At 64.3% G+C, this 17,847-nt stretch carries 12 protein-coding genes; 1 reads left to right on the top strand and 11 read right to left on the bottom strand.

The features are described 5' to 3' along the window. Positions 1-10: 10 nt before the first annotated feature. The 8 genes from ACFYYJ_RS32715 to dndB all read right to left on the bottom strand — a co-directional run bounded on the left by ACFYYJ_RS32715 (position 11) and on the right by dndB (position 12,993). Positions 11-2,158, bottom strand: a complete 2,148-nt coding sequence (locus ACFYYJ_RS32715) for a DEAD/DEAH box helicase family protein (RefSeq protein ID WP_389137758.1) — start codon at positions 2,156-2,158, stop codon at positions 11-13. Then, a complete protein-coding gene (locus ACFYYJ_RS32720; RefSeq protein ID WP_389137760.1) occupies positions 2,158-4,116 on the bottom strand; it encodes a hypothetical protein in 1,959 nt (652 codons plus the stop codon). Before ACFYYJ_RS32720 ends, ACFYYJ_RS32715 begins: the two co-directional genes overlap by 1 nt. Positions 4,117-4,200: 84 nt before the next feature. Next, positions 4,201-6,429: a hypothetical protein gene (locus ACFYYJ_RS32725; protein ID WP_389137762.1), complete on the bottom strand. Its 2,229-nt coding sequence runs from the start codon at positions 6,427-6,429 to the stop codon at positions 4,201-4,203. Positions 6,430-6,436: 7 nt separating this feature from the next. Beyond that, entirely contained in the window at positions 6,437-7,123 is a 687-nt protein-coding gene (locus ACFYYJ_RS32730) for a GIY-YIG nuclease family protein (RefSeq protein WP_389137764.1), read from the bottom strand. A 769-nt stretch (positions 7,124-7,892) separates the two neighbouring features. Then, complete coding sequence (dndE, locus tag ACFYYJ_RS32735; RefSeq protein ID WP_389137766.1) at positions 7,893-8,273, bottom strand: DNA sulfur modification protein DndE; 381 nt, start codon at positions 8,271-8,273, stop codon at positions 7,893-7,895. After that, positions 8,263-10,290 carry a DNA sulfur modification protein DndD gene (gene dndD, locus ACFYYJ_RS32740; protein WP_389137768.1) on the bottom strand — a complete coding sequence of 676 codons (2,028 nt, stop codon included), beginning with the start codon at positions 10,288-10,290 and terminating at the stop codon, positions 8,263-8,265. Before dndD ends, dndE begins: the two co-directional genes overlap by 11 nt. Next, positions 10,277-11,857, bottom strand: a complete 1,581-nt coding sequence (dndC, locus tag ACFYYJ_RS32745) for a DNA phosphorothioation system sulfurtransferase DndC (RefSeq protein ID WP_389137770.1) — start codon at positions 11,855-11,857, stop codon at positions 10,277-10,279. Before dndC ends, dndD begins: the two co-directional genes overlap by 14 nt. Continuing rightward, complete coding sequence (dndB, locus tag ACFYYJ_RS32750) at positions 11,854-12,993, bottom strand: DNA sulfur modification protein DndB (RefSeq protein WP_389137772.1); 1,140 nt, start codon at positions 12,991-12,993, stop codon at positions 11,854-11,856. The genes dndC and dndB overlap by 4 nt, the downstream gene beginning before the upstream one ends. Positions 12,994-13,237: 244 nt before the next feature. Here dndB and dndA point away from each other — a divergent pair, with 244 nt between their 5' ends. Continuing rightward, on the top strand, positions 13,238-14,392 hold the full coding sequence (gene dndA, locus ACFYYJ_RS32755) for a cysteine desulfurase DndA (RefSeq protein WP_389137774.1): 1,155 nt from the start codon (positions 13,238-13,240) through the stop codon (positions 14,390-14,392). Positions 14,393-14,398: 6 nt separating this feature from the next. Here the strand turns inward: dndA and ACFYYJ_RS32760 are convergent, their stop codons facing one another. The 3 genes from ACFYYJ_RS32760 to ACFYYJ_RS32770 form a co-directional block, all read right to left on the bottom strand. Further along, positions 14,399-15,835, bottom strand: coding sequence for a DNA phosphorothioation-associated putative methyltransferase (locus ACFYYJ_RS32760; protein WP_389137776.1), 1,437 nt, complete (start codon positions 15,833-15,835; stop codon positions 14,399-14,401). 62 nt (positions 15,836-15,897) lie between these two features. Then, positions 15,898-16,356 carry a DUF6308 family protein gene (locus ACFYYJ_RS32765; protein ID WP_389137778.1) on the bottom strand — a complete coding sequence of 153 codons (459 nt, stop codon included), beginning with the start codon at positions 16,354-16,356 and terminating at the stop codon, positions 15,898-15,900. A gap of 1,018 nt (positions 16,357-17,374) precedes the next feature. Next, positions 17,375-17,629 (bottom strand): hypothetical protein, encoded by a 255-nt coding sequence (locus ACFYYJ_RS32770; protein ID WP_389137780.1) that lies wholly within the window; start codon positions 17,627-17,629, stop codon positions 17,375-17,377. Between the last annotated feature and the right edge of the window lie 218 nt (positions 17,630-17,847).

Here is a 17,847-nt window from a genome sequence, read left to right on the forward strand (position 1 = left end):
CACAGTGCTGTCAGGTGTCCATGAGCCCGTAGCGCAGGCGCAGTGGGCGCAGGAGGTCGAGCGTGCGTGCCTCATTGTCGGCAAGTCGGGCGAACTCCGTTACCCGTGCCAGCTCTCGGGCCACCATGCGGCGTTCGGTCTCGCGTTGCAGGTCGCTCGCATCGCTGGGGGGTACGACGATGAAGTCGACGATATCCGCGCGGTCCTTTCCTGGCGCTTTGCGCAGGACGCGCCCGCGGCGCTGAATGAACTGGCGCGGGTTGGAGGAGCTGGCCAGCAGGTAGGCGGTACGTGCGGCAGGCACGTCCACTCCCTCGTCGAGGCACTTCATCGACAACAGGACCTGTAGTTGAGTGCCGGTGGCGAACTGGCGCAACAAATGCCGACGTTCGGGGCGTTTGGTCTCGGCGGTGTACGGGGCTGCGGGCATACGCAGCTCGGCGCCGACCATGGCTAGTGCCTGCTGTAGTTGGGTCGGCTCGTGGGGGTCGCCGCCATCATAGGACAGGGGGTGGCGGCCTTCGGCACAGTACAGCAGCTGGTACCAGTCGTTGCGCCGTTCGGTGATCTCGCGGCGCAGGGCGGGGAGTTTGGCGCGGGCGTGTCCGAGAATATTGGAGCGCCGCCGCAGCAGTTGACCCAAGGGGCTGTCGTCGTCTGTGTCGTGGGAGAGGCCCTCCGCCGCAATGATCTTGGCGATCTTCTCAGTCACCTCGGCGTAGAGGTATGCCTCCTCGTCGTCCAGTTCGACCAGGACGGGTGTGTAGGTATAACGGCACAGGGCGCCGGCGCGGATGGCGTCGCCGATGCCCATCTCGAAGACGACGCCGCCGAAGTAGTCGGTCAATGCCTCGGTGCCCTGGTCGTCGAACCAGCGTTCCGGTGTGGCTGACAGCCCCAACCGGTACGCGGCCGAGGTGGGCAGCTTTTCGCGCAGGCGCTTGGCGCCGAGGTTATGACACTCGTCTGCAATGACGAGGAGCCGGCCACGATGGCGGGCCAAGATCGACTGCATCGGGCCGGCTGCGAAGGTGGCATTGGTGGTCACCAGGACACCGCCTGGGGCGCTGCCCAGGGCTAGTGCATCCAGGAGCGAGGAGGCCTTGCCGAACCAGCTGCTGGTGGATTCATAAGCCCGGATGGGCTGCACCCCGAACCAGGCGACGTCTTGGCACCATTGGTCGACAAGGTGCTGGTAGGGGGCAATAACGACGGTCAGCAGTGACTGGTCTCGCTTTTGCAGGACGCGGGTCAGCTGGGCTGCGGCCGACAGCGCAGTGAGGGTTTTACCTGTGCCGGTGGCCATGCGTAGGATGCCCCGGCCGCCGGTCGCGAACCACCGCTCGACAGCTTGTTTCTGGTAGTCGCGTACCGCCAGTTCGCCGGGGATCGTCAGCCGTCCGGCAGTCTCCGGGCGCGGCAAAGTAATCAGAGCGCCGTCGAGTGGGGGCAGTTGAGTCGTCGCGTGTGCGGAAGCCGGGGTACAGCGCTGGATGACCGTGTGAGCGGCCGCGGTGAAATCGAGCACGCGCAGCAGCGGGGTGCGGTCGTCCCACAGATCGTCGAAGTCCTGGCTGATACGTACAGCCCGGATGCGGTCGCCTGGCTCCCAAGTGCGGAATACCTCGATGGATTCGAAATTGCCGACCAGACCCGGCATGGTCTCGTTCGCGCTGCCTTTGAAGGCCACCAGGTCCTGATCGTCGCGAAAGATGCCGATTTTCTCGTGGTAAATGCCGATGCGGTCGTAGGAGCTGATGTAGGCAAGTTTGATGTCGAGGCGACCATCGGCGATGAGCAGACCGAGCTTGTCCAACCCACTTGCTGCACGCGGATCTTGGGCCGCAAGTTTCATGTCCCGCACGGCAGCCTGCTCCAGCACGGCACGCAGCTCGTAACCGGCGTGGATCTGCTCAACGTCCTCGGCGGCGAGTTGAGGGGAGGCAATGAGTCGCATCGTGCCGCCACGTGCCGCGAAATCGTCTAGCCCCTGCCCAAGGACGGCCAGCACCGAGGCGCTGAAGTATCCAACGGCGCGGTCGTAGGAAGCGGCAGCGTCCAGGGCGGGGAGGTAGAAGTCGCCGACAATGTCGCAACGGTCGCTGCGGTAGTCGGCGTGTAGATCGGCTGCGCGCAGCCCGTCGTGACGGCTGGTCATCACAGCCCCATGAGATTGATCAGGTCGTCCGCGGACGGCCCATCGTCGTCGGGACGGGGGGCGTCAGTTGCAGGCTGTTCGCTGTCCTGTTCGCTAAGGACATCGCTAAGCCGGCGGACCACACCGTTACGTGCGGTGAATGGGTACGACGAGGCGGACACACGGACGCTAGCGGCAGCAATGGTGAACTCGCGGGTCAAGAGGGCGACCAGGTCGTCGGTGGGAATCGAACCGCCAGCCCGGTCCACTTCCTGGGCGATCAGTTCCTTGATACTGGTGTAGGGGCGCAGTCCCCACTGGGCGAGCGCCCAGGAGTTCACGTCGCTGCGCACGAATCGGTCGTCCTTTGACAGCTGCACTTTCAGGGAGCGGGCGTTCACGTCCGTGCCTACGCGATGGACCAGCAACGGCCAGTCCAGGGGGTGCCCAAGGTCTTCGAGTACGGCCAGAGCGCGGTCGGTAGGCGGGACGTGGCGCACAGTTCCGGGTGCCGCACCCTCTTCGCTGGGCAGGGTTGCGTGATCGTCTGGAGTGTCGGGCCCTGGGACGTCATCGGGCAGCTGCCAGCCGTCTGGGGTAGCGATCGCGACAAGGGCGCGTGCCACTAGCGTCCGCAGCGGTTCGGGCAGTTCCTCGCTGTCCCTCAGCAGCTCGGCCAGCTGTTCGCCTGGCCTCTGCTGACAGGCGAACACGCGAAGCTCCTCGAGAACGTCCGTCATGCGCGGCGCGCGGCCCGGCGCCAATTCCGCGGGAAGGTCGGTGCTAGTCGAAGGAGCAGGAGACGGTGTACTTGCGGCTTGCCCATCACGGGGGGCGGGCACGGCGGTGGGCGGAGGCGCCAGTTCGTAGTGGACGTCTGCCGCTTCCGCCAGAGAGGGCGCGGACACGGGCTCCTGTGCGGACGCGAGTTCGATCTGCCGGCCACCGACGACACGCAGCCCGCAGTACTCCAGCCACGGTTCGGTGGCCTTGAGGGGACGCCCGGTATCCTGTAGCAGCCGCGTGGCCACAGCCAGCGACAACGTCTCGCCCGGCATCAGGCCCAGGGCGTTGAGCGTCAGTTTGCGGGCATGCGTCAGCGAGCCGCTGAACAGCCAGTCGCTATTGCCGCTTCCCGACCAGTGCAGGGCGAGCAACAGCTCGAGCACCCTCACCTCGCTGCCGGGGAGACAGTCTGCGAGCCAGGGGTGGTGCTCTGCCAGATCGGTGCGGGTAACAGGGGTCTGCGTCGCGGACTCAAACATTCTCAGAGCACAGGCGAGCTTGGGGGACGCCAGCGCTGCGCTCCGCAGCTCCTGAGGCAGTTCCTCCAGCAACCGCATCATCGATGACCGCATGCTGCCGTAGCGCCCGGCCAGTTCGTCGACCGGTACCGGGGCATGAGCGCACAGGTGCAGGGTGATCAGGTCCTGCTGACGGGTGTCGAGTGAGATGAACCATCTCGAGACTGGGTGCTCGGGGCTCTCCGGCTCGGAGGGCGAAGGCGTGTGCGGAACTCGTTCCGGCTGCGGAAACAGGGCCGCGGCACGCACGAGGGCCGCAAGGATGTCGCGCTTGATCTCATGGCGGACCTTCGCAAGGCTCGCGATGGCCGACGGCGTCAGAAGGGCGACGTCGGCCAGGATTGTACCGCCTGCGTCTTGTAGGACGTCCAGCGCCGTCGTTTCCAGCTCCAGCTCTGCCGTCGGCATCTGCTGCGGCAGCGACGGAAGCAGCAGGTACAGGGGTCGCGCGTCCAACTGAACTTCATCGCCCCAGCCCAAGAAGGAAGCGAGCAGGTCAAAGACGTCATCCAGGTAGGGGCGGCGGGCGCTGGTCTCTTCCGGCGTCTCGTGCAGCCACCAATTCGCCGGGCCGCCCATCCGCTGAAGTGCGAGGGCCTGCTCGGGCCCTAGTTGTTCCAGCCATGGCAACACGATGTGCCACGTCGGCTTGAGCAACGAGAGCGAAGCTGACATTTTTCCCACCCTGTTCGTACGCGTGAACCACACTGCAGTGCCAGGCGGCGAGGACTGTGGTTGGCCGTCGCCAGCGGGCACAGATCACTCACTCAGAAGATCGTTCACACTGGTCACCGGCTCGTCCTCCATCTCCTCGGCGGCGGCTGCACCCTGCTCGCTCTCTGCCTGCACTTCTTGTGGTTCCGGCGCAGGCACCCCGTGCTTGTCGAACTGTGTCAGCCAGTTCTTGTAGGGCTCGTCGGAGCCGTAGAACCACTCCTTGAGGGCACGGCCAAGCGCTGTGCGGGCAGCCTTTTGGGCTTCCTCACGCAGCTTCGTCTCAGCGGTACCAGGCCGGCTGGTTTTGAGTGCTTTGAGCTGCTGGTCCTGGCACAGGCTCAGGTACAGGCCCCGCGCGGTGCTGAGCTTTTCATCGAATGCAGCTCGGTTGGTAAACCAGTCCGAGAGATGCATCCACGCCTGGGGGGTATCCAGTATCTGCAGCCAGAAGTAGCGGAAGTAGACCGCCTGCGGGGTGTCCATGTTGGCGATCTGGTTCAGCGGGTGGGCGATCTCGTTCTTGTTGAAGGCGAGCCTGCGGTCCTTGGCCTTGCCCGCCTCCAGGGCGAAGTAGGCGTTCCACGCCTTTACCAGCTCCTCCGCGAACTGCGGAAGGTCCTTGATGTCGGCGCCGCCGGGCTGGTCCTTGCGCAGCTCCCACAGCGACCCGAGCGTCATCATCATGCCCAGCTGGCAGGCGTGGGTGTTGAACACGGCGTAGGCGGCCTTCGACTGCTTCAGGGCGGCACTGCGGCCGGAGTCCAGGTAGGCCTGGGCCCGGTAGGTCTCGAAAATCTCCTCCCGTCCCTTCAGTGCCTCCCATGCGCGAATCACATCGGACTTGGTGGTCTTCCTGCCCGCGTTCTTGCCGTCCAGGTAGTGCTCGTAGCTGTCGCGCAGCGTCCAGAACACACCCACCCCGCTGAACAGAGCGTCGTGTGCCAAAGTGAGGCCGGTGTCGTCTATGTGCCAGTCGTCCTTCAGCTGCGTCAGCGCAGTGGCATGGGCAGCGTAGGGAGCTGTGCGTGACAAAAGGGTGAGCATCGCCTTGCCCCAGGTGGCGGCAAACCGGTCGCTGATGGCGTCCATCCAGCCCAAAGGGAACGCCGTATTACCGGTCTTGTCGCGCTGGTAGGTGACGCCGCCTTCGTCGAGCTGGTCGGGCAGGAGGCTGTCGAGGTCCAGCTGCTCCTGCATGAAGGCGTCCAGCTCCGTCGGGCTGAGTCGGCCGCCGATCTTCTGAGCGACATTCCTCAGGTACTTCGGAGGGCCGAAAACACAGCGGTCGACTGCGAACTTCAGCAGGTGGATATTGGTCAGCACCGACCATCGGGCTGGCCGAGTGGAGTTCACCTCGGGGTTGTCGTACTCCACGGCGTAGATGGGCAGGAGCGCATCGCTCGTGTCGTTGCGTAGCTCGCTGAGCACACGGCGGGTGAGCACGTTGCTAAGCTCAGCGTCCGACAGCAGGATGATGCGCGACTCCGACGGCGGACGCGCTTCCTTGTTGACGTCCACGAACAGCTTGCGTGCAGCCTCATGAGGCCGCGCAGTCTCACCAGTCTGGTCGGGGAACCAGCACACGGTTACAGGCACTTCGATGCGACTGAGATCGACATCGCCGAATTCGTCGAGCGCCTGAAGGACCTGGTTTTCGTAGAACGAGCGAAAACGCGCGCCACCGGAGTTCTGCCAGCTCTTGGTCATCGTGCGTTCGATGGCCAAGAGGGCCATGGCACGATGCTGACCGTCAAGGACGACCAGTTGCGCCTCAGTCTTGTTCCACCACAGCTTGCCGACACTAGCCGGGTGGAGATGACCGGTGTCGCCAACTAGGCGCTGGACCTGGAAGGCGGTACCTGCCTGCTCCTGCTGCCACTGGGCCCCGTCGTCGGTGACCACGCTGGGCTGGCCCAGCGGTTCGAACTGGGAGGGACGCTTACTGCGGAAGGGCAGCAGCACTGCAACGATGGGCGGCAGGAATGCAGGTCCGGTCGGCTTGAGATCCAGCAGGTAGGGGATCAGCTTCACCGCCACGCGGTGATCGTCCAGGTCACGCTGCAGCAGCTGGTTGAAGTCCAGATCGCCGGCTTCCATGACCTCACGCACGGGAGCCAGGCTCTTGGTGAGCTGGCGCTCGGGGTCGTCGGTCTCCTCGCCGAGCCGCGCCTTGGTCATGATGTAGTCCACCTGGCCTGCCGGCGTGGCGAATGTGCCCCACGTGCCCTGCACGTAGTCGCGGAAGGTGAGTTTGGTTCCTGAGCCGAACATCGTGTTCCTATTGCCTTCCGAGGATGGGCGCGTACAGCCGGTGCAGCAGCCACTCTGCTGACTGTGCAGTTTGGCGCAGATGCTTGAGAGTCACAGCGTCGTCTTCCTGATCACCTAGATCGATCACCCAGGCTTCGAGGTGACGCATGGTCATGTCGCGGGCAGCCGCCCGCGCGCCGAACGTCTTTCCTTTCGCCCGGACCGCGGCGGCATCCTCGGGATGCTCACGCAGCCAGTCGTACGCCTTGGTGAAATCACGGCGGTGGCTGCGCAGGCGCTCTCTCAGGTTCTCCGCGACACCGATGTACAGCGGTGAGGAGAACACCGGGGACGCCATCTCCAAGATGGTGGCCATCACCCGCCGTCTATCCTCACTGTCCAGCGAGTCCATGAGTATGGCCAGACGCTTGTCGTCCTCCGCGGCAGGCACGTCGGCTTCTTCGTCGGGCTGACGCAGCGGTGTGTCGAGCGCGAGGTCACCCTCCCATGCCGCGCCGTAAGAGCCGCGTCCACGCAGGGAGATGGGCAGCGGCTCGTAGTAGCCCGCGTAGCGTCGAAGCAAGCGCAAAAATCCCTCGATGGCTTGGTCGCCCTCGGGGCTGGGCTGCATCTTCCAGTCATGCGGGCTCGCTCGGAAGCTCACGTACCAGGCGTACAAACCAGGAGTCTCCGGAGCCTCGTCGACGTCCAGCATGGAGTAGCGCCTGTGTGGGAGAGAGTTCAACGCCAGTCCGCCTCATTCACCCGCGCGACAGTCCGAGCGTGCACCCTGCAGGCCTGCTCGCACGGTGCGGTCCTCGTGGGCAGAGCGGCAAGACTCCCTTGCTCAGGCACGGCATGTCGCAGCAGGATGTCACTGACGATCTCAGCGTGTATGCGCACCTCACCGATGTTGGATCCTCTCCCCCAAACACGACAATGTCTCCGCAGGTTGCGTCTGCGGCCTTTTGTGGAAAATTAGCGTAGACGATCACGCTGACACGCGGGAGCCCCTGATGGTTGCCCTCACATACCGACCGCGATCGGACGCAGCGCGCCTGGGCACTTGAAGCCGCATCTGTCCCCGCATGACCAGCGCGGGGAGTCTTCTCAACCAGGGCTACTACCAGCAAAAATGCTCCGCTACGGTTGCCTTGCAGACGCCGCCCTCAACCCCCGGCCGGGCATCGATGTGCTCGCACACAAACCGGTATCCGACCTACACGGCAGTCACCCGCCGCCAGCCAGCGCGCATTCGCCCCACTCGCACATACGTGACCATCACACCTTTCGCAAAATGATCACACAAGCTACTTGCGTCAAGCGCGGCCCTGTACGGGACTTGCATGCAAGGACGATGAGGCACGGGCTTGACGGAGGGGCAAGCGCAACACCCCCTGCGGGCCAAGCTCGCAGGGGGTGCATATGCCGATCCCTCCAAGCGGTATTGCGCTTGGGGAATCGGAGGAGAAACGCGGGACGGGTCAGGCGGGTACGACGACGCCGACCATGCCTTCGATCGTGGCCATCTGCTTGTCTGCGCCGAGGTAGCCGATACCGCGGTGCAGGTGGACGGTCAGCATCTGCTGGACGTTGTCGTCGGTGGGCTCCTCACCGATGGCTACACAGCGCTGTTTGAGCAGGGCCAGATAGAGGTCGCCGTGCTGGCCGGCGAAGGTCTTCCAGCTCATCTCGACGTTGGAGTCGGTGACGATGTCCTTCACCAGCGGGGTAGAGGGATCCTTCAGCGACAGCAGCAGCGCCCAGCGGCACAGCACGTTCCACTGGGTGATGCCGGTGGTGCGCTTGAGGTAGACCAGCCGGTCCTTGGCCGGCTGGGACAGGCGGACGTGGTCAACCGGCATTCTGGGCTCCTGCATTCCACCAGTAGCCCTCGACGACGGCAGTGGTGAACTCGGTGTCGTCGTGGACGAGCGTGTAGGTGTGGGCGATGGACTTTTCCAGGCGGCCCAGCAGGTACTCGTCGATCTCCTCGTCCGTGGACAGCAGGAGGACTTGGTCGCTGGCGTTGGGGAAGTAGCGGTCGACGAGGTGTTCGCGGTGGCGGCTGTCGAGTCGCCCCAGGGGTGTGTCGATGACGCTGGGCAGCCGGTTGCCGGCGACTCGCATCAGCCCCCACAGCAGGGAGACGGCCAGGAGCTGGCGCTCGCCTGCACTCAGGCGTGCCGGGTCGATGGGCTCGCCGTCGGCATCCGTGAGAGTGAGGGTGAACTTGTCGGTGTCGATGCGCAGGTCGTGGACGAGAGCCTGCTTGCGCATGAGGACCTTGAAGCTCTGCAGGACAGCTACTTCGAGCCGGCTGATGTGCCGCTTGAGGAGCGCGGAGCCGAAGCGCTCGAGCGTCTCGCGGGCCTTCTCGGAGTATCTGATGATCCGTTCGACTTCTTCCGCCTTGACCTTGGTGCGGACGAACTCCTTGTGCGCACGCTCTAGCAGTGTGGTGACGTGCTCACGGCGTCGCTTGAGGTCTTCCAACTTGGCCTCGGCGCGGTCGCGGGCGGCTTCGCGGCGGGTAACCTCCACGATCTGCTCGTCGCGCGCCACCTGAAGGGCTTCGACCTTGTCCTGGGCAGGCACGCCGGCGAGCTGCCGGTCCACCTGGTCCAGTTGCTCGGCCAGCTCCGCCGCTCGCTCGAGCAGCTGAGCGGAGCGCTCGATGTCCCGCTTGAGGAGTTCATCGAGGACGGAGAGCTGGGCAAGTGCGTCGTGCGGCAGGCGCAGATCCACCGACAGCTGGGTGCGGGCGGCACGCTCGGCGCGGTCGCCCTCCAGTTGCTCTATGACCTCGGCGCGGGCTGCGTCGGGGAGCAGGTCCAGCAGCCACTGGTCGCGTTCTTCCAGAACTTCAAGGACCTGGGCGGACTGCTGGGCTTCCTGCTCGCTGTCGGCTTGGCGGCGCACGTCGTCCAGGAGCGGCTTGACCATCAGCAGCGGCAGCGGCCCTGCGGCAAGTTGCGTGAGTTCGCCCCGCACCTGGGCCAGTTGGGCCACGGTCTGCTTCTTGTCGTTCTCCAGCTCCACCCGCCGGGTGAACAGCTCGCCCCCCTCGTCGGCGAACGTCTTCTCCAAGCTCTCCAGCGTGCGCTGCGCCTTGCCGAGCTCGCTGCGGGACTGGGCCAGTTCCTGATAGGCGACGTCATGCTGGGCCAGCGCCGCGTCGCGTTCGGCTTCCTGGGCACGGATGTTGTCGAGGAGGTGTTGTTCTTCGTCGGAGAGTTTCTGGCGGCGCTGCAGGGCCAGAAGGTCGTTGCGCAGCTGCTGGACAGTGCTGACGCCCAGCAGGGAGTGCACGGCCGACTCAATGACGGACGCTGCCCGTTCGGGGTTGGCCAGCGATTCGATCTTCTCGCCGTCGAAGAAGGCGAGGGAGGCGATCTCCAGCGGCAACAGGGACTCGACGTGGTCGGCCCAGCCCTCGCTGAGAAGCCGGTTGAACTTGCTCTCTGGCACAGCGCTGGGCTGCGCCTTCACCCGCTGGCCGTAGGTCTCGTCAACGTAGACGTTGAGGAACTCTTTGAGGGTCTTACCGCCGATGTGCCAGCTGCGGACGACACGGTAGTAGTGCTCGTGCCCGCCAGCCATGACGGTGAACTCGAGGGTGATGGCAGAACCGCGGCTGGGATCGGCCTTACGGTTGATGCTTTCGCGCAGGTACGTCTCGTACGCCTTGGTGCCGCGCCCGCTGCAGCGCGCCCGGTTGCCGTAGAGCGCCAGCTGGATGGCGTCGAGCAGCGTCGTCTTGCCGCACCCGTTCAGACCGCCGATCAGGATGATCGGCTTGTTCTTCTTGGGGGTGAGGTCGAGAGACTGCCTTCCGCGGTAGGCCCCGAATTCTTCGAGGGTGATCTTACGCAGGAGCATCAAGTTCGTTTTCGTCGTCGAAGGTCAGGTTCTCGGCGATGTCGTCACGCCACTTCTTCTTGCGTGTGGCGAATTCCACGGCATCTTCATGGTCTTCGTAGTAGCCCTTTTGCACAGCCTGCTCGAGTGCTTGGAAGAGACCGGAGCGGCGGGCCATGGTGCGGTATTTCCGTTCGACGGCAAGGAGTTCGCGGACCATGTTGTAGTGCAGGTCGTCGCCGTCGCAGACCTGCTTGAGGACGTCCATCTCGTCGGAGCCCATGACGAGCTGTTCGTCGAGCGGGCCACCAGGGAAGGGCTCGCCGGTGGTTTCCTGGTAGATCCGCGGCAGGGTGTCTTCGACCTCGTGCTTGTCGAACACCCAGATGCGGCGGATCTCGTGCAGCTCGTCGATCGTGATCAGTTCGATGTTCTGCACGTGCTCGGGGGCGTGGCCACGGATCCAGGTCTGGGCCCTGAGCAGTTCCTGCAGCCACTCCTCGCGGTAGGACTGCAGGTAGGGGCCGTGGATGGCGCCGTCGTTGAACAGCATGACCTTGCCGTTCATTCGGCGGAAGTCACGAGCGGGCTTGTCCGGGCGCGGGAAGGGTGCCTTGCGGCCAGGCGGGAGGTCGGGGTCGCCCTCTTCGTAGTGGCCAAAGGGGGCGTCGAGCTTGTTGCGGAGCTCCAGCAGGGGGAGCATCCACTCCTTTTCCTCGTCGTTTTGGATCATCGCGGACATGGACTTGTCTTCTTCGACGAGGGTGCAGGTCCAGCAGCCGAAGCGGCTGGAGCCGCAGGAGGGGGTGCTGGAGTCGACCACGAGTGGGCATTCGCCGTCGCCGGAGGCGCCCTGGTACATGGTGAGCAGGTCCTGATTGTTGTAGCCCCAGGGGTTGGGCTTCTGCATCAGGAACTCCCACACGTCGTCGTTGGTCCAGGCCTCAACGGGGCTGTAGACGAGGGAGTTGGGCAGGTTGGCGTTGGGCGAGAGGCGGTCGCGGACGCGTCGCTTCTCGTGCTTTTCCATTGCGCGGGCGCGGGCTTGACTCTCCGCCTTGCGGATGCCCAGGACCATGATCGCCTCACCGTGAGCGGCGACCACGCTGCGGATGAAGGAGTTCGACGGCTTAATCTTCAAACGCTCGGTGCACCAGCGGAACTTCGGGCGCGGGGCAGGGTAGCCGCGGCCGATCAGATTCACCCAGAAGGTGTCCTTTATCTCCGGAGTAAGGCGGTGCGGCTCGATCGGGAGGTCCTGCGCCTGTGCTGCGTCCTGCATGGTGCCCAGGGAGGCGGATACCCACGCGGCGACGACCGGGTTTTCCACCAGCGTGTCGGTGGAAATGACGTGCACGGTCTTGGTGCGCTGCTCGGCGGGCAGGTCCTTCAGGGCCATCCACACCAGCTGCAGGACGGCGGTGGAGTCCTTGCCGCCGCTGTAGCCGATGACCCAGGGCACCTCGTCAGCGGTGTAGAGCTCGCGAATCTCCTCCGTCAGTTCGGTGACGACCTCCTCCAGGGAGCGTCCGTCGAACGGCTTGCGGCGTACGGGGGTGAGCCCGAGGTTGAGGGGGATGGTGGTCATGCCTCGCCTCGCAGGTATGCATCTTCCACGCGCTGCTCTTCCGGGCTCAGCTCGAGCCCCAGGTGCTTACGCAGGTAGTTAACGGTCAGTGTCACGTTTTGATGACTTTTGGAAACGCGGCCGCCGACGATGGCGCGCCCCTCCCAGTCGATGTTGGCGCGAGACCAGTCCACGTCCTTCAGCGGAAGCAGCCGCTTCTTCCACGTGGCCGGCTTGACGGGCCCCCGCAGGAGTGAGTTGCCGACGCGGCCCAACGCATGCAGGGCAATGCCGTGGCTGTGGATGAAGTCGCGGCGCATCTCCTGGGCGGAGAGCTGCTTGCTGCGCACCATTCCCCATTCCGCCAAGGTGTCGTTGATGACTTCCCAGAACGACTGCGCCAGCTTGGTCGCCTCGTCTTGCTTGAGGTCGAGCCCCTGCAGGAGGGACTGGTTGCCGTAGTAGAGGGCGCTGAGAGTGAACAGCTTGCGCGAGCGGGCGGAGAGCGTGCTCTTCTCCATCTCCACGAAGCCCTTGAAGACGGCCGAGCGTTCGGTGAGGGTGCGGGTGATCTGAGCGTTGACGTCGCGGTGGTCGTACAAGACGCCGATGGAGCGCGCCGGGCGGACCGCGTGCCGGTTGAGGTCGGCGAACATCTGCTGGGAGCGGGAGAGACCCGCGTCATGGAAGAAGACGACGGCGATGGTCTCATCCCCGAGATCGGGGTTCCCCTTCAACGCCAGCTCGATGGCAGCCCGGCGATGCTGTCCGTCGTTGATGAGGAAGCGCGCGTCCATGGGGATGCGCAGTTGCCCTGTGCGGTGTGCAGATCCTTCTGCACCCTGACTGTCGAACACCATGTCCCCGTCCACGGAGGCGGTCAGGGCGCTGAAGACGTAGTCGTCGGGGTTGTCCAAGATGTAGCGGGCGAGCGCAGGCAGGCGCCCCTTGTTGAGCACCCGCTGGGCTCTCAGCTCCGCGGAGAGATCATCTTCGTCGAAGAGGAAGATCTTCGGGATGAGCCGCAGCGGGCACATCGACGCATAGAACTCCCGCCCCGCCTGCACTCCACGGATCGCAGGGAAGTTGTATTCGAAACCCGTTGACGCCCGCGAGGCAGTCCGCCCCGCAGCCTTGCTCACCGCTTCAGTCTGCACCCGTGCACTCTAGCGTGCTCGTACGTCTCCTGAGAAACGTACGCCGCTTTCACCTCGACGTACTCAAGCATGCGAAATGACGTATCGCTCCTCCGCGTGATGCGCCTGGAGCCCAGGCTGCCCCGGGCGGAAGTACCGCAGATACGGCGTCAACGTCGTGGGATGCTGGCTTCGTGCACCACGGTCGAGCGTGTACGTTAATCACTTGACGTACAACCTGTAGCGGAAGCGTGCAAAGAGGCGGGTGAGCGCCGTGGTGGCGTATCTGGATGTGGCGGCGACGACACGGGTGGACCCCAGGGTCGCTGATGTCGTCCTGCACTGGATGACCGAAGACTTCGGCAACGCCGGCAGCCGCACCCACGAGTACGGCGCCCGCGCCAAGAAGGCGGTCCAGCAAGCCCGTTCCTTCCTCGCAAGCACCGTGGGCGCCAAGACCGAGGAAGTAATCTTCACCAGCGGGGCCACGGAGTCCAACAACATCGCCCTGCTCGGTCTGGCCCCCTTCGGCGAGCGCACTGGTCGAAAGCACATCATCACGTCCGCCATCGAGCACAAGGCCGTCCTCGAGCCCCTGGCGCACCTCGCGGAGACCCGCGGCTTCACTGTGGACTTTCTTGAGCCAGGCGCGTCCGGCCGTATCACCTTCGAGCAGGTGATGGAGCGCCTGCGCCCCGACACGCTCGCGGTGTCTCTGATGCACGTCAACAACGAGACCGGGGTCATCCAGCCGGTCTCCGAGCTGGCCGAGCGCCTGCGGACCACGCCAACCTACCTGCACGTGGACGCCGCTCAGGGATACGGCAAGATCGCCGGTGACCTGTCTGCGCCAATCGACCTGATCAGCATCAGCGGCCACAAGATCGGTGCACCAAAGGGTGTCGGAGCCCTCATTACACGACGTCGCGGCTGGGACAAGGCGCCACTGGAACCGATCATGTTCGGCGGCGGCCAGGAGAGGAAGTTGCGCCCCGGAACCCTCCCCGTCCCTCTGATCATGGGCCTCTACGAGGCCGCGAAGATCTTCCACGAGAGCCGGGACAACTGGGATCGCGACGCGCGAGCGATGCGCGAGCAGATCTTGGAAGCACTCGGCAAGACGCGCTTCCGCTTCAACGGAGATCAGGCACATACCGTGCCGCACATCCTCAACGTCTCCTTCGACCAGCTCAACGCTGAAGCACTGATCGTCAGACTCAAGGACCAGGTCGCCATCGCAACAGGGTCGGCGTGCACCAGCGCCTCCTACACCCCTAGCCACGTGCTCCAGGCGATGGGCCTTCCCGACGACGTGGCCGCCAACGGGCTGCGGTTTTCCTGGTTCCCTCCACAAACAAAAGACTTCGATCCGCTACCCATCGCCGAGACCATCGCCCACATGCAGCCTGAAGACAGCTGATCAGTCCTAATCCTCTGTGCGGCGCACCAGCCGGTGCCCGCGCATCTGCCGGCCGCATCTGACGAGCTCGGCCTCCCACCCCTTCTCGGTCCCAATCAGGTGTGGCCGTTCATACAAGCCTGCCCGCATCTCAGACTCAGCCAACCGGCGGTATCGCGGTACGTCCGGATCGTCCGGTGCCAGAAACTCATGCTTTCGGTGCAATAGGGGGCGGTTGGCCGAGCCCTCATAGGAAAGATGGGAAGCCTGAAGCGTCTGCAGGTCCACCATGTAGGAGGACCGGATCCGTGGATGCGGGTCTCTGTCAAAGTCCGGGTAATCCAGCCACGACACCGCTCGCCCCTGATGCTTGAGCTTTGCCACTGTCCACTGCTCCGGGCGACCGGCAGCGATCGATGCGCAGTGCTCATACAAGCGCAATACCGTCGGAATTCGCTCCAGCGTGCGTCGATGCACATACAGAGCCGTCGGTGTCACTTTGCCTGCGACGGAGGCATTCATGGAATTGCGCACATAACTGTCATCACGGAGCTTGAACAACAGCCGGTCAGCCCGCTGACACGCTTCCTTGTAGGAGCGGAAGAACGTACGCACGTCCTGCTGCAGGCCCGCAGGCAGACTCCCGAACGGCCCCCGACCGTTGAACAGCTCCACCGCCAGGTAGAGCAACGTGTTCAGCGTCGATCGTTTAGCCCCTGCAATGGCCCGCTCAGGATCAGCCCCCTCCCGCACCAAGCGCTTGACCTCGCCGGGACGCAGGTGAGCCAACAGCTCCGCAACAGTCCGCGGCATCTCCTCAATACGCGGCGCACGTCCCCTACGCTCGAAGAAATCCACCACCGCGGTCACTGCCGAGGCAGTGTCCTCGGAGGCAAGCCACTCGGCATCCGGGATCACACGCTGTGCCAGATAACTCAGACGGGCACCCTCGTCCCGGAACGCGTAGACAACTCCGGGCGCAGTCGCCACCACTCGCGCACCGGTCACCTGCTCCACGTACTCCCGTAGCTCACTCGCGGCGTACAGATGTTGGAACGTCTGCCGGCTCGTCAGCAGCCCGTCACCGTACTCCTGACCGCGAACCTTCGACTTCTCCCATGTCAGCCGCGCTGAGACAACTAGCAGCGTCGAGGTCAGCTCCCACGCCTTCTCTAGGGTCTGCCGCCGCTCTGCCGGATCCTCGATCACGTTCAACACATAGGTCAGCAACACCACATCGCTCGTGACCAGTTGTGTGTCGGAGCGGTAATACGGGTCCCACCCCACCACCCGGCAGTCCAGTTGCTGCAATGCTCTGACGTCGTCGCCACGGCCACAGCCGTAGTCGAGGACCGTTCGCTCAGGCATCAATTGGCGGTCCGCCAACGCCCGCCGTGCGGGCACTGACAACGCCATCCGCCCGATCGCCGTCCGGCGACGCTCACTACCCCAGATTTGCTGCATATCAGACACCTGCGTCCACGTAACAACACCACCAGCAGGGTAGAAAACACCCGCCCGGCGCGCTAATGCAACAACGAACATAGCCCCCGCGCCAGCAGAGCACTGTCATATGTCGCATCCGCTGGCCATATGCTCCCAGATAATGATGCCTGCCGCTCGAAGAAGGCTGAGAGAAACTCTCGCCAGGCGTGCGGATGGGCACGATGAAGCCTGCGATCCAACCCCGGTGACGGTGTAGGTCTGCTTGCTGGAAGCGGCCACAAGCGGCGGGGGGTGTCTTCGTAGGCTCCGGGGACCGGTTTGTTACCGAGGTAGAACTGGTAGACGCTGCTGTCGAAAATCGGCACATGGTTAGGCCGCTTACGGTGGAGGATCTTGGTGACGGCAACAGCTTTAAAGCCAGGCAGCCACGTTCCACCGGCTTCACCTGTAGCGACCAAGGCACGGATCGACCAAAGACCAAGGACCGGCGACGAGTCCAGCGTCACGTCCAAGAAATCCGTCGTGCACGCCTGACGCAAGCACCGCTTCCATTGCTTGCAGGACTTCAGCTCCCGGGCTATCAGGACGGAACAACGTGACTACCTGCTTATAGCCGATGCGAACGCTCAGCAGAGCCAGCGCCAAGCAGTCCAACGGGCTCAGTCGTTCCGGATCACCCTGCCAGTCATATGTATGAAAGGCTCTGGGTCCCCGAGAATCTGTGTAGCTCTGCAGGTACTTCCCCGCACAACAATGCAGTGTTCCGATGGTGCTCACGTAGTCCCCCATGACCTCAGCGGTTGGCACGGCAACGCCAGCGTTCTGACCAGAGCTTTGCTCACGCGCATGCTACGAGCTGTGGACTATGCGTGGACCCATACTCACCGAACGGCCATCTATAGAGCTGTGACCTGCGACAATGCCAGGTGGTCAAGCCCTCTCCAGAGCCGTGCGCAGGCTCGAATCCTGCGGGGGTAAAGGTGACATTGGCTACTCCTTCAGGTGAACCCACCACGCAGCACCTGCCCTGCACCACTGTCATTGACACCATCCGCCCAGTCATGTCAGCCATAAGTCGAGGGCAGACCATTGGAACGGCCGGTCAATGAACGTCAGCTTGTGGCACTTGAGTGGGTGGCAGCCGGGTGCCCTGCGTGCGTCTGGGAGAGCAGCTCCTACAAGACCACGTGCCAGGCACTGCAGAACCGGGGCCTGGTCACGGTCTATCGGAAGGGCGGCAAGTGGAGCATCGTCCTGACGACCGCCAGCCAGCATTACCTGGCGCACGGCGCCTACCCTCCCCGTCCAAGGACGAGCTCTCCGACTCATCCAGCACTTGTCACGACTGCCGAAACCGAAGGACAGCCCTGTTCGGCAGGGGAAACCGACTCCGCACCCCCGCCTCATCGACGCCGCAGAGCATCTCCTCACTTCACCATCACCGCACAAGGCGAGACCGTGAGGTACCTCCGGAGCAGGACCGCACCAAGCACAGCGCCACTGATAACAACTCGCCGAGGCCAAGACGCACTCCTGGGTCAGGATCCCCCGCTTCGACTACACCCCGTCCGAACGCCTCCGCTTCGTCCTCAGCGGCAGCCAGCAGCACCGGGCAAGTGAATGGGCCGACACCCCTACCATCCCCTCGAAGACCAGCTCGCCGAGATCGCACAGGAGGTCACCCTTCGCGGCGAAGCCACCGAACGCAGACGTCTCGGCGAGATCGAAGCGGCACGTCAGAAACGCCTCCTCTGGGAAGCCGCCATGGAAGAAGCCCGTATCCAGTACACCGAGGCGTATCGCGTCAAGCACTTCGAAACCCAAGAAGCCACATGGCGCCACGCCACCCGACCGCCGGGGCAGACCCAAACCGAATCCGAGGCATGGATCGACTGGGCGGCAGCCACCGTCGAGCGCCTCGACCCGCTGAGCACACCACCCCGACTGCCTGACATCCCCGAACCACAAGCCGACGACCTGAAGGCCTTCCTCGGGCAGTGGAGCCCCTACGGCCCCCGAGACGACCTCCG

This window comes from Streptomyces sp. NPDC002467 (assembly GCF_042889825.1).
Taxonomy (GTDB): Bacteria; Actinomycetota; Actinomycetes; order Streptomycetales; family Streptomycetaceae; genus Streptomyces.

Bases quoted from the DNA above. Each gene is read 5' to 3' on its own strand.
- dndC (WP_389137770.1), bottom strand. From the start codon at position 11,857: ATGACCACCATCCCCCTCAACCTCGGGCTCACCCCCGTACGCCGCAAG.
- ACFYYJ_RS32760 (WP_389137776.1), bottom strand. From the start codon at position 15,835: ATGCAGCAAATCTGGGGTAGTGAGCGTCGCCGGACGGCGATCGGGCGG.
- dndE (WP_389137766.1), bottom strand. From the start codon at position 8,273: ATGCCGGTTGACCACGTCCGCCTGTCCCAGCCGGCCAAGGACCGGCTG.
- ACFYYJ_RS32715 (WP_389137758.1), bottom strand. From the start codon at position 2,158: ATGACCAGCCGTCACGACGGGCTGCGCGCAGCCGATCTACACGCCGAC.
- ACFYYJ_RS32725 (WP_389137762.1), bottom strand. From the start codon at position 6,429: ATGTTCGGCTCAGGAACCAAACTCACCTTCCGCGACTACGTGCAGGGC.
- dndD (WP_389137768.1), bottom strand. From the start codon at position 10,290: ATGCTCCTGCGTAAGATCACCCTCGAAGAATTCGGGGCCTACCGCGGA.
- ACFYYJ_RS32720 (WP_389137760.1), bottom strand. From the start codon at position 4,116: ATGTCAGCTTCGCTCTCGTTGCTCAAGCCGACGTGGCACATCGTGTTG.
- ACFYYJ_RS32730 (WP_389137764.1), bottom strand. From the start codon at position 7,123: ATGCTGGACGTCGACGAGGCTCCGGAGACTCCTGGTTTGTACGCCTGG.